This is a genomic window from Citrobacter sp. GW821-FHT07H02 (genome assembly GCF_059418505.1).
The window spans coordinates 96,752-111,110 of the sequence record NZ_JBWKPZ010000016.1 but is presented as its reverse complement, the minus strand read 5'-3'; the positions used below and the strand labels follow the sequence as shown (position 1 = coordinate 111,110).

The window sequence follows — 14,359 nt, the reverse complement described above, 5'->3', positions numbered from 1 at the left end:
GGTCTCCCCATGCGAGAGTAGGGAACTGCCAGGCATCAAACAAGTGAAGAAGCCCATCCTGACGGATGGGCTTTTTTGCGTCTGTGGTCTGCGGAAAATGCCGGATGGCGCTGCGTTTCTCAGACCAGATCCGGTATACGGGTTAGTCGATCCTGCTCTGGCTTATACCTCTAAATCGTTGGCCTGCTAATTAAAAGCTAGATTCCTGTCACATATTTATATATAACAATTATATAACATTTTATTCACTTCAAGTGACAATAATAAGCGCCGATATTTTCGGTTGGATCCTTGGCAGGAGTACAATTCTAATGACTGAAAGCAGTGTAACTGCGAACGGGTCACTGACTGACAGTGATACCCGTCGTCGCATATGGGCTATTGTGGGGGCATCATCCGGGAATCTGGTCGAATGGTTTGATTTCTATGTGTACTCGTTCTGCTCTCTCTACTTCGCCCACATTTTCTTCCCATCAGGAAATACGACGACTCAGCTTTTGCAAACTGCCGGCGTTTTTGCCGCAGGGTTCCTGATGCGTCCTATCGGTGGATGGTTACTTGGTCGCATTGCCGATAAACACGGCCGTAAAAAATCGATGCTATTGTCGGTTTGTATGATGTGTATGGGATCGCTCGTGATCGCCTGCTTACCCGGCTATGAGACCATTGGCACCTGGGCTCCGGCTCTTTTGTTACTGGCTCGTTTGTTTCAGGGCTTGTCTGTTGGCGGGGAGTACGGAACCAGTACAACCTATATGAGTGAAGTGGCCGTAGAAGGCCGTAAAGGGTTTTATGCCTCATTCCAGTATGTCACGTTGATCGGCGGACAACTTCTGGCATTGTTGGTTGTTGTGGTTCTCCAGCAAACGCTGGATGATGCCGATCTAAGAGCATGGGGCTGGCGTATACCCTTTGCGTTGGGTGCGGCATTGGCGATTGTCGCGTTGTGGTTACGTCGCCAACTGGATGAAACTTCTCAGCAAGAAACGCGTGCTCTGAAAGAGGCGGGTTCGTTGAAGGGATTATGGCGCAACCGTAAAGCGTTCATGATGGTGCTAGGCTTTACGGCCGCTGGTTCGCTCTGTTTTTACACCTTCACAACGTATATGCAGAAGTATCTGGTCAATACCGCCGGAATGCATGCCAATGTGGCGAGCGGAATTATGACGGCAGCATTGTTCGTTTTTATGCTTATTCAGCCTTTGATTGGCGCGCTATCGGATAAAATCGGGCGACGGACATCGATGTTATGTTTTGGCTCTCTGGCCGCTATTTTTACTGTGCCGATTCTCTCAGCATTACAGAATGTCACTTCGCCTTATGCCGCATTTGGACTGGTCATGTGCGTGTTACTTATTGTGAGTTTCTACACCTCAATTAGCGGGATTCTGAAAGCTGAGATGTTCCCGGCACAGGTGCGTGCGTTAGGCGTTGGTCTTTCTTATGCCGTGGCGAATGCGTTATTCGGGGGGTCTGCTGAATATGTTGCGTTGTCGCTGAAGTCCATTGGTATGGAGACGTCATTCTTCTGGTACGTTACGGCTATGGCTGTCGTGGCATTTTTTGTTTCATTGATGCTGCACCGTAAAGGCAAAGGTCTGCGTCTTTAGTCATGAGCCATTTGCCAGACGGCGTAACCTGTGGTCGCGCCGGCGACATCCCAGGCAAAATCTTTCCAGCTCCAGCCGCTTCCTTCGGGGCGGATGTCCCATAATTCTTTTGATGCACCGAGGCTGACGGAAAACATCAGACCGAATGCGGCACTGCGATCGTGGCTCATTCCCTGGCGTTGAGCGTATTCATTTCCTGCGGCTGAGAGCATGGCAGAAGCGATAAAATGTTGCGCTTTATCCTGTCCGCTCCAGCGGTCATTCGCCATATGGCTACAACCGGTAAGAAGCAGAACAACGATAAGGATAAAGAAGCGCACCGACACCTCCACAGGAAAAACCCCGTCACTGGACGGGGTTTTGTTTACAGAATACGGCTAATTAATTTGTCGATTCGAATGCGGCGTAGTCGACGGATTAGCTTGCGGACTTTAACGGGGTAGTCGGCAATACTCTGCAGGTCACGATAGTGCTTAACAATCGTGGTATGCGTGCGGATAAGCTCCAGCTCTTTCTCACGCTGAGGTGCTAACTCTTGTTTTGGATCGTGGATCAATATCGCGTTTTCAAGATCCAGGCGCCAGGCCCGAGGATTCAGGTTGTTACCGGTGATGAGCATCCATTTGTCATCGACCCACATCCCTTTCAGATGATAGGTATTGTCGTCATCCTTCCACAGGCGCACAACGAGTTGATCGGTATTAACGTAATATTGCAGACGGCTCAGGAAGCGACGCAGGTTAATCTCGTAAAGATAAGGAAGCGCGCCGATGATTTTGAACGGTTCATTCTCGGGGATGAAAAAGTCGTTCGCCGTTTTATCACCGACAATGATCTCGACCTTTTTGCCATCACGCAGTAACTGAATAATGCTGCGCACCAGAACTGCAGGCAGGTTGAAATACGGTGTACAGATAGTGAGCTTTTGCTCCGTGCACGGCATAAGATGGAAAATCGTCTTGTTCAGCAGACTGGATTTCCCTAATCCGACCAGGGGTGTCACGGACAGTTGCTCGTTATCGGCATCTCCCTGGAAATGGTATGACGCATCGCGTAGCTCCTGGCGGAACAAACGAATGTCATTTTTAATCTCAGGGCTTTTCGGACGATGCATATCATCCAGGCGGTTCACGCCACGGCCGTTCATCAAATTCTGAGTGACCCACTCATACATGATGTCCGCCATTTGCGCATTGCGAATGAGCTGATAACGGTCGTAACGGTATTTATCATGTTGATGCAGATAAACATCGTTCAGGCTGGCGCCGCTATAGATGACGCTGTCATCGATAATAAAGCCTTTAAAATGCAGGACACCAAGCGCTTCCCGCGTGTTAACCGGTACGCCGTAGACGGGAATCTCAATACCGGGGTTTTCTTGCGCCACTCGGCAATACCAGTCAGCGTTGGTGTTGGACGCTGCTGCGCCAATACGCCCACGCTGCGCACGATGCCAGTCGACAAGCACCCGGACATCCAGCTCGGGACGCTGCCGTTTAGCCGCATAAAGCGCGTCGAGTATGCCTTTGCCGCCATCATCCTGTTCAAGATACAGGGCAATAATGCAAATACGTCGTGTCGCGCTGGCTATTTTCTCCAGCAGAGCCTCCCTGAAATTAGCGGGAGCATAAAAGAAATCTACATCATCAACTGACTGAGAAATCTTAGGTAGTTGGGCAAGGTGTTGTTGATGTTTATTACGCTTAAATTTTGACAACATCACAGTGCATTTCTTCTCTGTTCATTGAAGGGTCCTCTGTACTATGCAGACGACATAAGCGGGCAATGATAACATCAGTACCCATTAAAGTGGTCAACATTTCCAGTACCTTACTCACGATTCCTCATGCTGGGCAAGATTAAGCGTTAGCCCAACAATTCCGTCTTCGAGCTGGATATCAACCTCAAAACCGAGCTTTCTGGCCAGTGCCACCATGCCGCGATTGTTTGGCATCGTAATACCATTGAGGCGTCTCAGTCCGTGATCCCGAGTATAAGCAATCAATTTTTCCATTAATCGACGTCCCAAACCTAATCCTTTGAGATCTGAGCGCACCAGTACAGCAAACTCAGCATCAATATTATCCGGGTCGGAGATCGCGCGCGTGACGCCGAGGATCTCTTCGGTGCTGTCATGACGACGTACGGCGACAAACGCCATTTCCCGATCGTAGTCGATCTGGGTCATGTTGGCTAAATCTTCATGAGTGAATTCGTTGATCTCGCTAAAATAACGATAATAAAGATCTTCTTTTGTGACCTGGGAAATGAACTGCTGAAGCTGCGGTTCATCCTCAGGGAGGATAGGGCGGAACAGGCAACGTTCACCATTTTTCATCTCTACCCACTCTTCGAGATGCTGCGGATACGGACGTACAGCAAGCCGGCTTTCGTTATCGCCTTTGAAAGGGGCGATATCCAGCGTCACATCAAGCGCCGTGAATTCGTCAGCAGATGCGAGCAGCGGATGGATATCCAGACGCTGAATTTCCGGACAATCGACGATCAGGTTCGACACCTGCACCAGCAACTGGCTTAAACCTGCGACATCCAGCGGACGTAGCGCGCTCCGACCGCGGATTTTTTTATTCTTTATTCCCTGAATCACTAAATAGCGCGCCAGGTTCATGTTTAGCGGCGGCAGCGCAACAACTGCCTGCTCTTCAGGGCGCCACTCCATGCCACCTTCGCCAAGCATAATCAGAGGACCAAAGACCGGATCGTGTTCCACCACTACACGCAACTCTTGTGCACCCGCACGGTTGGCCATGCTTTGTACCAACAGGCCGTGGATCCGCGCCTGCGGCCAGGCCATTTTTACGCGATCAAATATGGCATTGGCGGCCTGCTGAACTTCATTTGCCGTACGCAGGTACAGCATTACCCCCTGAACTTCAGACTTATGCGGAATATCCGGAGAGCGTAGTTTTAACGCCACCGGATAGCCGATTTGTTCCGCGATATGCACGGCTTCCGCACTGTCACTGGCAATCCAGGTCGGCAACGTCTGCAGGCCGTAGGCCTGTAGAATAGGCTGAACTTCATGGGTATCCAGTGACGTTGCACCTTCATCAATGGCCTGCTGCAGTAGCTTGTGCGCCTCGGTCGTATTTGACGTCAGGTTCGTCGGCAGTGCTGGCGTTTCCCGCAGTTGTTTCTGGTTCCGGCGGTATTCAACCATGTGCATAAAGGCCGTAATAGTGCCTTCCGGCGTACGATAGGTGGGCAGTCCCGCTTCGCTGAATAATTTACGGGCTTCCTGAGAGGAGAATTCGCCACACCAGTTGGTCAGCAACGAAACGTATTTCCCTCTGGGATGATGCTTCACCGCTTCAATCAGCGCGTGAGCGTTTTCGGTTCCCGGGGCGACGGCGCTGGGGGAGTGGATCACCATCAACGCATCGAAATCCTGGCTGGCCAGCAAAATGTCTACCGTTTTGACAAAATGATCGCTGCTGGCGTCATCACACAGATTCAATGGGTTAGCGATGTTGACGTGGTCAGGCAGCGCTTCTCGCAGTTTGCTACATGTCTCTTCACTCAACGTGGCCAACTTGCCATTACGTGACCAAAGCTCATCCAGCGCCAGGGCGGCAGGGGCTGCGCCATTACTGATGATCATCAGTCTGTCACCGCGCAGTGGGCGCATGTGGCTTAAGGTTTCGACCGCAGAGAAGAGTTCGTGGGTATCCTGGACGCGCAGCAACCCCGCACGCTGAATCGCGGCATCCCATGCGGGGTCCATTCCCGCGCTGGTGTTGAGTAATTGCTGAGCCGCCGGACTACGACCGCTTTTAATGACCAGAATCGGTTTATTACGCGACGCGCTACGGGCAGCAGAGACAAAGCGCCGGGCATCGCTTAAATGTTCAAGATAAAGCAGGATCGCGCTGGTCTTGCTGTCTCGGGCAAGGTAGTCCAGCAATTCATCGACATCAATGTCCAGACTGTCGCCTAGCGCGATAAAGTAGGAAAAGCCCATTTCCCGCTGCTGCGCCCAGTCCAGAATGGTATTGGAGACTGCCGCTGATTGCGAAATAAACGCGAGTTTGCCGCGCTTAATGGGCACAGGCGAGAAACTGGCGTTCAAGCCCTGCCAGGGCGCCAGTAATCCCAGACTATTCGGGCCAAGCAGCCGCATGTTGAAACGGCGGGCGCAGGACTGAAGCTCTGCATGCTGAGACGCTGGTGCCGACAAGATAATGCAGGTTTTGCACCCTTTCTCTCCCAGAGCCTCCAGTAGAGCAAGATTGCGGCTGGCATTGGTACAAAGAACCGCGAGATCGGGCGTAAAAGGCAGGCTGGCAATATCTGGCCAGGCAAGAACGCCTAAAACGGCCTTCCAGGTGGGCGTCACCGGCAGGACGGGGCCGTTGAACCCTCCGGCCAGCAGGTTGCGCATCATCAGATAACCCGCACGATGGGGCTTCATTGACGCGCCAATCACCGCAATAGATTTTGGTCGCAGTAGCGCTTCCAGACCACGCTGACTCATATCGGCTTCCTTATGGCACCAGTGACCGAATGATTTTAAACGCTTTCTGATAAGTCTGCTGTGACACTCCCTTGATGTTGCGTTTTTCCTGCCAGGTAACGCGTTTTAAAGCGGGAGAAATGCTCACCCAGGCTGCTTGCTGCGTTGGCGTCACCAGCCAGATCCAGCAGCGCAATAGCCACTTCGGCGGTGCAGTATTGTCCCTGAGCATGGACTTCGCGCAGGTGATAAGCCGAAAGCCGTGACAGATCGACTGAAATCACCGGCAGGTTGTCGAGATAAGGGCTCTTACGAAACATTTTACGCGCTTCCGGCCAGGTGCCGTCGAGCATAATAAACAGCGGCGGTTTGCCTGTCGGGGGCGTGAATATCACGTCGCGCTCTTCACCCGCATAGGAAGCCGGGAACACCACCATCGGTTGATAATCCGGGTTTTTTACCAGATCGAGCAGTGCCTGTGGCGGTTCAGTGCGCGACCATTGAAACGCAGTGGTCTCGGGTAAAATATCCGCAATTAAACGCCCCGTATTGCTGGGCTTCATCGGCTCGGTATCAAACATCACCAGACAAAAGCGGCTTTTTGCCTGAGAAGGCGTTAGCGTGTCGCACAGACACTGTTTCAATGGCAGCAGGCATCGTTGACAGCGACGAATGCGGTTACCTCTGGCAAGGAAAGGACGTGTGGCGCGCGCGAGGCGTTCGGCGCGTAACTGGAGTACAGCGTTATCAGTCATGGGAGAATGCGTTGAAAAACGCTATTGTCGCAGAGGTGAAAACGGGGCACAAGATGCGCCCCGATGAGATTACAGCGATTCGTTCAACCAGCTATCAAAAGGGGCTTTTGGCACTGCGCCATTCAGCATATCGACAACTTCGCCTTTCTTGAAAATCATGATGGTTGGGATACTGCGAATGCCAAAACGGGCGCTCAGTTCACGTTCCGCTTCCGTATTCACTTTTACAAAGCGAACTTTGCCGCTACGCTCTTCGGCGACATCTTCAAAGATCGGGGCAAAATTACGGCATGGGCCGCACCACGGCGCCCAGAAATCAACCACCACCGGAAGATCGTCCTTCAGCAGTTTATCCAGCGTTTCACCGGTCGCATTAATCACTTCTCCATCAAACAAGTCGTGACCACAGCGTCCGCATTTTGCCGCTTCCTCAATACGATCATCGGGAATGCGGTTGATAGCCTGGCAGCTGGTACAAACGGTATTCATAACTAACCTCTGGAAGAGTAGGGTAGACTTCCCGACAATCACGTCCACGTCGGTATGTTTCTATTATGTTACATATTATCGGGGAGACTGTTTTAAACAACAATGTGTTTTATTCGATGAGTACAATAGTCATTAGCTTTTAAATGAAATAATGGCTAACCGATGACACATCAGGTAATCTGCGCGCTTCGCGCAGCGCAGGTGGAGAAATGAAATGAGCGACGAACTGAAGAACAAAAACGGCAAGGTCAAAGTGATGTACGTCCGCAGTGATGATGACTCGGATAAACGCACTCAAAATCCACGTACTGGTAAAGGCGGCGGTCGCCCCGGTACTTCCCGAGCCGAAGGCGGTCGTCGCCCTGCCCGTGATGACAGAAAAGGCCCGAACAGTGAACGCGGCCGTGAACGTGGTCGTGACCGCGATGTTGAACGCGACCGTAAACGTGAAGACTCACCGTGGCGTACGGTTTCCCGTGCCCCGAGCGATGACACGACGGAAAAAGCCGATCACGGCGGAATCAGCGGCAAAAGTTTTATCGATCCTGAAGTATTGCGTCGCCAACGTGCGGAAGAGACCCGCGTCTACGGCGAGAATGCTTGTCAGGCTCTGTTCCAGAGCCGTCCGGATGCGATTGTACGCGCCTGGTTTATTCAGAGCGTGACCCCGCGTTTTAAAGAAGCGCTACGCTGGATGGCGGCAAACCGCAAAGCCTATCACGTGGTTGACGAAGCGGAACTGGCGAAAGCCTCTGGTACGGAACACCACGGCGGCGTCTGTTTCCTGATCAAAAAACGCAATGGTACGACGGTTAAACAGTGGGTAGGTCAGGCGGGGGCACAGGATTGTGTGCTGGCGCTGGAAGATATTGCTAACCCGCATAACCTCGGTGGAATGATGCGTAGCTGTGCGCACTTTGGCGTAAAAGGCGTCGTGGTGCAGGATGCCGCGCTGCTGGAGTCTGGTGCGGCGATCCGTACTGCTGAAGGTGGCGCAGAGCATGTGCAACCTATCACGGGCGACAGCCTGGTTGACGTGCTGGATGATTTCCGTCAGGCGGGTTACACCGTGGTCACGACGTCCAGTGCTCAGGGTAAACCGCTGTTTGCGACCGCACTGCCTGAGAAAATGGTGCTGGTGCTAGGTCGTGAACGCGACGCTTTGCCGGAAGCAGCGCTTTCCGCAGACGACCTGTGCGTTGCGATTGACGGTACGGGTAATGTTGACACGCTCAACGTCTCAGTGGCGACAGGTGTGTTGCTTGCTGAGTGGTGGCGTCAAAACAAAGCGTAATTGCGCTTTGTGTGTTAGCCGGATAAGGCGCTTGCGCTGCCATCCGGCGATGTGCCCGGTGGCGCGATGCTTACCGGGCTCACAACCTGCAATAGGTTATTCACTCTTCTCCGGTACCACGGGCATCCAGTCAATTGGCTTTTCGCCACGCTGTTCCAGCCACTGATTTGTCAGAACAAAGTGATTGCTGCCAAAGAAACCACGATGCGCGGACAGCGGCGACGGATGTGGCGCTTTCAACACGTGATGGCGCTGGGTGTCAATAATGGCGCCTTTTTTCTGCGCGTGCGCACCCCAGAGTAAAAAGACCACCCCTTCCCGATGTTCATTGATAAGACTGATGACTTTATCGGTGAACGTTTCCCAGCCGAGGCTGGCGTGTGAATGCGCCTGGCCCGCCCGCACGGTTAGAACGGTATTGAGCAGCAGCACACCCTGACGGGCCCAGCTTTCCAGATAACCATGCGTGGGGCGCGTAAAGCCAGGTATTGAAGCCTCCAGCTCTTTATACATATTTAACAGCGACGGAGGCGGGGCGATCCCGGGAAGCACTGAAAAGGCAAGACCGTGCGCCTGGCCGGGTCCATGATAGGGGTCTTGCCCCAGAATCACGACTTTAACATCACCCAGTTCAGTGAAGCGAAATGCATTGAAGACATCCTTTTGCGGTGGATAAATCGTCATTCCTGACTGACGCTCTCCAGCGACGGTATGTAGCGTGTTAACAAAGTAAGGCTGCTGCTTTTCATCAGCCAGTACGTCATGCCAGGTTAATTCGGTGGCCATCTCGCTCTCCTGCGAATTTTTCAATGCGCCTAGCTTAACTGCTTCTTTCTACGGCGCAAAATTCTGCATGCCGCAAAGCCAGGATTCGCCTAAAGAATGTTGAAAATTCATGTAAAAAGTTTATCGATGCGTGGTGTGTAAGTTGATGTAAAACAATAAAATCCACCCATTACCCTTTTTGTGGTGTGGTTTTTGTTGATTTAAATCAAAGAATCAAGGGTGTGTGAGGGGTATATATACACTCAAGCAACAATGGTTTTACCAATTGGCCGCGATAGGCCAGCCGAAATCAATTAATTTTGCCGGGGAGGCATCACATGATTACAGGTATCCAGATTACTAAAGCTGCTAACGACGACCTGCTGAACTCTTTCTGGCTGCTGGACAGCGAAAAAGGCGAAGCACGCTGCATCGTTGCGAAAGCAGGTTTCACTGCAGACGAAGTCGTTGCCGTCAGCAAACTGGGCGAAATCGAATACCGTGAAGTTCCGGTAGACGTGCAACCGGAAGTTCGTGTGGAAGGTGGTCAGCACCTGAACGTTAACGTTCTGCGTCGCGAAACACTGGAAGATGCGGTTAAGCATCCGGAAAAATATCCGCAGCTGACCATCCGTGTTTCTGGCTATGCTGTGCGTTTTAACTCTCTGACGCCAGAACAGCAGCGCGACGTTATCGCTCGTACCTTTACTGAGAGCCTGTAAGGCTCACGGGGGAATCCCCCAGTAATCCGATAATCAAAAGCGGAGGATGCAAGCGCATCTTCCGCTTTTTGCATTCCATCAGTAAAAAATCCGCACTGCGTAGTAGGCCAACAGCATTAAAGAACTGCCATTCGACACGACACCGCCTTCAATCATGGCGTTGTGCGCGCACCATGCGGGGAAAGCCGTCAGCCCGGCGATGCAGATTTTTATGGAGTGTGTTGAGGCGTGTTTTTCAGCTGGAGATAAAAAAATGCCGGGCTAAATAACCCGGCGATTCTTTTACTCTTCGTTCTTCTGCGGTGGCGTACCCGCGTTGGCAGGCTTGCGACGCTTACCGATATTTTTAGCATCACGGTGACGTTTCTTCACGCGTGGCTTCTCTTTGTCTTTCTCTTTTTTCTTCTCAGCGCGTTTAGCCAGCACTTTTTTAGACGGTTTGCCGGTCAGTTTCTCACTCGGCGCACGCGTTGTCGGGCGAAGTTCATCAATGACACGCGCTTTCAGCGGTTCTTCAATGTAGCGACCAATCTTTAACAGCAGCAGGTGATCGTGGGTTTCGACCAGAGAAATGGCGGTACCTTTGCGACCGGCGCGGCCTGTACGACCGATACGGTGCAGATAGGTATCACCACTGCGCGGCATATCAAAGTTAATGACGTGACTCACGTCAGGAATATCGATACCGCGCGCGGCAACGTCGGTGGCAACCAGTACGTTTACGCGACCGTCGGTGAGTCGCTTAATGCCTTCGTTACGTTTGATCTGCGGCATCTCGCCTTCGAGATAGCAGTTGTTGATCCCTGCGGTGCGCAGCATCCCGGCAAGTTCGTGTACGCGCTCGCGCTTACGCACAAACACGATAGTACGTGTGGCATCGTCTTGTTTTAGCAGGTGCTTCAGCAGTTCGACTTTATGCTCTAAATTATCGGCGCGGTAGTACCATTGATGGATCTTTTTACGCTCGCGAGTGGAAGGCGTGGCAGAGACTTCAACCGGTTCTTTCAGCAGGCGCTCAGCAAAATCTTTAATGGCTTCGCCTTCAAGCGTAGCGGAGAACAGCATCGTCTGATTACGCCAGCGTGTTTCCCCAGCGATATGTTCAATATCCTGAGCAAAACCCATGTCCACCATACGATCGGCTTCGTCGAGGATCAGGGTTTCGACGGCGCGGCAGTCGAAGTTTTCTTCTTTAATATACTGCAACAGGCGACCGGTGGTGGCGACCACGATGTCCTGGTTTTCGCTAAACACTTCTGCGTGGTTCATGTATGCCACGCCCCCGGTGATGGTTGCGATATCCAGATGGGTGTTTTTCGCCAGTTCACGGGCGTGATCGGCAACCTGCATCGCCAGTTCGCGGGTCGGCGTCAGAATCAAAATTCGCGGCGGACCGGATTTTTTGCGCGGGAAGTCGAGCAGGTGCTGCAACGCTGGCAGCAGATATGCCGCCGTTTTACCGGTGCCTGTTGGCGCAGAACCGAGGACATCACGGCCATCGAGCGCAGGCGGAATGGCGGCAGCCTGAATGGCGGTCGGGCGAGTGAAACCTTTATCCTGGAGTGCTTCCAGCAGGCTTTCATCGAGTTCAAGTTCGGAAAAAGTCGTTACAGTCATGTTCTACCTCTGTGTGGGGCGCTGATTATAGACGTTACGGCTGCAATCTTCATCTGTTTGTATGGATATCGCTTCTCAGGTATTGTTTTCACTCGGTGCTATTGCCGTTTTTCCTGCAAGGTTGTGTTTTCATGCCCCAGTCTACATCCGTCGTCCGTCGTAATGGATTTACTTTTAAGCAGTTTTTTGTGGCGCACGACCGTTGCGCGATGAAAGTGGGAACTGACGGCATTCTCTTAGGTGCCTGGGCGCCAGTCGCGGGTGTAAAGCGAGTCCTTGATATTGGTACGGGTAGTGGGCTGCTGGCGCTAATGTTAGCGCAGCGTACTGACGAAAGCGTCATCATTGATGCTGTAGAACTGGACGCCGCCGCCGCCGAACAAGCGCAGGAAAATATTTTACAGTCACCGTGGGCGCATCGCGTGACGGTACACTGCGAAGACGTTGTGCAATGGGTTCCTCGTCAGACCGTTCGTTTCGATCTGATCATCAGTAATCCTCCTTATTATGAGCAGGGGGTGGAATGCGCCACACCTCAGCGTGAACAGGCGCGTTATACCACGACGCTGGATCACCAGACGTTGCTGGCCAATGCCACGGAGTGCATCACGGAAGAGGGATTCTTTTGCGTTGTGCTGCCAGAACACATTGGCAACACATTCACGCAACAGGCGTTAAGCATGGGCTGGCATTTGCGACTGCGGACCGACGTTGCGGAAACGGAAGCTCGCTTGCCGCATCGGGTGCTGTTGGCGTTCTCTCCGCAGGCCGGAGAGTGTTTTAGCGACCGGATGGTGATCCGTGGGTCAGACCAGCGTTACTCTGAAAGTTACACGGCACTGACCCAGGCTTTTTATCTGTTTATGTGAGTGCTTAATGGAGAGAGCACCGACGGGCCGGATTCAGGCAACAAGGCGGGATAATCCAGCGTGTAATGCAAACCCCGGCTCTCTTTACGTTGCATCGCACAGCGGACGATAAGTTCAGCCACCTGCACCAGGTTACGCAGTTCCAGTAAATTGTTCGACACGCGGAAATTGGCGTAATACTCGTCGATCTCTTGTTGCAGCATGGTGATGCGGCGCAGGGCGCGCTCCAGACGTTTTGTGGTGCGGACAATACCGACATAGTCCCACATAAACAGGCGCAATTCGTGCCAGTTATGCTGAATGACCACCAATTCATCCGGATTCTCAACGCGACTTTCATCCCAAGCCGGGAGTTGATTAACGCCACGGGCATAGGGCATGCGGCGGTCAATATCTTCAGCCGCTGACCAGCCGTAGACCAGGCATTCCAGCAGTGAATTAGAGGCCATGCGGTTTGCGCCGTGCAGACCGGTATAGCTCACTTCTCCGATCGCATACAGACCATCGACATCGGTGCGACCAAAATCGTCCACCATGACGCCGCCGCAGGTGTAGTGCGCGGCAGGAACGATGGGCACGGGCTCTTTGGTGAGATCAATCCCCAGGCCTAACAGCTTTTCGTAAATCATCGGGAAGTGCTGACGGACAAACTCAGCGGGTTTATGACTGATGTCGAGGAACATACAATCTGCGCCAAGACGCTTCATTTCATGATCGATGGCTCGGGCGACAATATCGCGTGGGGCCAGTTCGCCACGCGCATCAAAGTCCGGCATAAATCGTGTGCCGTCAGGTCGTTTAAGGTGCGCCCCTTCGCCGCGCAGCGCTTCGGTGAGCAGGAAATTTCGCGCCTGTGGGTGATACAGCGCCGTGGGGTGAAACTGATTAAACTCGAGGTTGGCGACGCGACATCCGGCGCGCCAGGCCATAGCAATACCATCACCCGAGGAGATATCCGGGTTGGTGGTGTATTGATACACCTTTGATGCCCCGCCCGTTGCCAGTACAACCGACTTGGCGTGGCAGGTTTCGACGGCTTCTTTATTACGATTCCAGATCCATGCGCCAACCACTCGCCGGGTTCCCGGCAAGCCGATTTTGTCGGAGATAATTAAATCAACGGCATTGCTGCGTTCCAGAACACGGATATTAGGATGGTTTTGCGCCTTGCTGACCAGCGTGGTTTCGACTTCTTTGCCGGTGGCATCGGCAGCATGCAGAATGCGGCGATGGCTATGTCCACCTTCACGGGTCAGGTGATAGCTTTCGTCCCCATTAGCCTGAACGTGGGTGTCAAACAGGACGCCCTGATCAATCAGCCATTGAACGCATGGGCGGGCATTGCTGGCGACGAACTCCACCGCGTGGCGATCGCAAATACCGGCGCCTGCAACCAACGTATCTTCGACGTGGGAGTCAATACTGTCGGTCTCATCGAAAACGGCGGCAATACCGCCTTGCGCATAAAATGTCGAGCCTTCGCTGACCGGTCCTTTACTCAGGACAATGACCTGATGCTTTTCAGCCAGGCGTAGTGCCAGAGAGAGTCCGGCAGCACCGCTGCCAATAATCAACACGTCACAGGAAAGTTCAGGAATCGTATTCATTGCGTTTGTTTAATTTACTAAACAGTGTTTGGTCAGCATAGCACCACACTGTGCTTTACAGCACGTTTTATTTTAAATTCGTTGCAACCACTAAACATGAAAGGATAAGACAGTGAGCGGTAGAATAGGGAAAATATTTTGCGAAGCAGGTCGTTAG

General features: G+C 52.5%; 13 protein-coding genes and 1 pseudogene. 6 read left to right on the top strand and 8 right to left on the bottom strand.

Annotated elements, in window-relative coordinates; genetic code table 11:
• The coding region (locus tag AC07NP_RS16060; protein ID WP_494661051.1) for a hypothetical protein at positions 1 to 190 on the top strand (190 nt) is incomplete at its 5' end.
• A 121-nt stretch (positions 191 to 311) separates the two neighbouring features.
• The gene (gene kgtP, locus AC07NP_RS16055) at positions 312 to 1,610 is read left to right on the top strand and encodes an alpha-ketoglutarate permease (protein WP_494661050.1); all 1,299 of its coding nucleotides are present in this window, start codon (positions 312 to 314) and stop codon (positions 1,608 to 1,610) included.
• On the opposite strand, the gene AC07NP_RS16050 is transcribed toward kgtP, so the two are convergent.
• The 5 genes from AC07NP_RS16050 to trxC form a co-directional block, all read right to left on the bottom strand.
• Positions 1,607 to 1,930 carry a YfiM family lipoprotein gene (locus AC07NP_RS16050; RefSeq protein WP_494661049.1) on the bottom strand — a complete coding sequence of 108 codons (324 nt, stop codon included), beginning with the start codon at positions 1,928 to 1,930 and terminating at the stop codon, positions 1,607 to 1,609. The genes kgtP and AC07NP_RS16050 overlap by 4 nt on opposite strands.
• Before the next feature lie 44 nt (positions 1,931 to 1,974).
• The gene (gene pssA / locus AC07NP_RS16045; RefSeq protein ID WP_203361226.1) at positions 1,975 to 3,330 is read right to left on the bottom strand and encodes a CDP-diacylglycerol--serine O-phosphatidyltransferase; all 1,356 of its coding nucleotides are present in this window, start codon (positions 3,328 to 3,330) and stop codon (positions 1,975 to 1,977) included.
• 114 nt (positions 3,331 to 3,444) lie between these two features.
• Positions 3,445 to 6,105 (bottom strand): bifunctional acetate--CoA ligase family protein/GNAT family N-acetyltransferase, encoded by a 2,661-nt coding sequence (locus tag AC07NP_RS16040; RefSeq protein ID WP_494661048.1) that lies wholly within the window; start codon positions 6,103 to 6,105, stop codon positions 3,445 to 3,447.
• A 35-nt stretch (positions 6,106 to 6,140) separates the two neighbouring features.
• A complete protein-coding gene (gene tapT, locus AC07NP_RS16035; RefSeq protein WP_494661047.1) occupies positions 6,141 to 6,839 on the bottom strand; it encodes a tRNA-uridine aminocarboxypropyltransferase in 699 nt (232 codons plus the stop codon).
• 69 nt (positions 6,840 to 6,908) lie between these two features.
• Positions 6,909 to 7,328: a thioredoxin TrxC gene (trxC, locus tag AC07NP_RS16030; protein WP_192613116.1), complete on the bottom strand. Its 420-nt coding sequence runs from the start codon at positions 7,326 to 7,328 to the stop codon at positions 6,909 to 6,911.
• Positions 7,329 to 7,542: 214 nt separating this feature from the next.
• On the opposite strand from trxC, the gene AC07NP_RS16025 reads away from it, so the two are divergent.
• The gene (locus AC07NP_RS16025) at positions 7,543 to 8,622 is read left to right on the top strand and encodes a tRNA/rRNA methyltransferase (protein ID WP_203360371.1); all 1,080 of its coding nucleotides are present in this window, start codon (positions 7,543 to 7,545) and stop codon (positions 8,620 to 8,622) included.
• A 96-nt stretch (positions 8,623 to 8,718) separates the two neighbouring features.
• Here AC07NP_RS16025 and ung read toward each other — a convergent pair whose 3' ends face one another.
• Positions 8,719 to 9,408 (bottom strand): uracil-DNA glycosylase, encoded by a 690-nt coding sequence (gene ung / locus AC07NP_RS16020; protein ID WP_203360372.1) that lies wholly within the window; start codon positions 9,406 to 9,408, stop codon positions 8,719 to 8,721.
• 317 nt (positions 9,409 to 9,725) lie between these two features.
• Between ung and grcA the strand changes: the two genes are divergently transcribed.
• Both grcA and AC07NP_RS16010 read left to right on the top strand, forming a co-directional pair.
• Entirely contained in the window at positions 9,726 to 10,109 is a 384-nt protein-coding gene (grcA, locus tag AC07NP_RS16015) for an autonomous glycyl radical cofactor GrcA (protein WP_494661046.1), read from the top strand.
• Positions 10,110 to 10,224: 115 nt separating this feature from the next.
• Positions 10,225 to 10,374, top strand: a pseudogene (locus AC07NP_RS16010) (LysR family transcriptional regulator); the annotation flags it as partial.
• Between the two features lie 17 nt (positions 10,375 to 10,391).
• Here the strand turns inward: AC07NP_RS16010 and srmB are convergent.
• Complete coding sequence (gene srmB / locus AC07NP_RS16005) at positions 10,392 to 11,726, bottom strand: ATP-dependent RNA helicase SrmB (RefSeq protein ID WP_203360373.1); 1,335 nt, start codon at positions 11,724 to 11,726, stop codon at positions 10,392 to 10,394.
• 131 nt (positions 11,727 to 11,857) lie between these two features.
• Between srmB and trmN the strand changes: the two genes are divergently transcribed.
• Complete coding sequence (gene trmN, locus AC07NP_RS16000; RefSeq protein ID WP_494661045.1) at positions 11,858 to 12,595, top strand: tRNA(1)(Val) (adenine(37)-N(6))-methyltransferase TrmN; 738 nt, start codon at positions 11,858 to 11,860, stop codon at positions 12,593 to 12,595.
• On the opposite strand, the gene nadB is transcribed toward trmN, so the two are convergent.
• Positions 12,580 to 14,202, bottom strand: a complete 1,623-nt coding sequence (gene nadB / locus AC07NP_RS15995; protein ID WP_494661044.1) for an L-aspartate oxidase — start codon at positions 14,200 to 14,202, stop codon at positions 12,580 to 12,582. The two genes, trmN and nadB, sit on opposite strands and share 16 nt — an antisense overlap.
• Positions 14,203 to 14,359 lie beyond the last annotated feature (157 nt).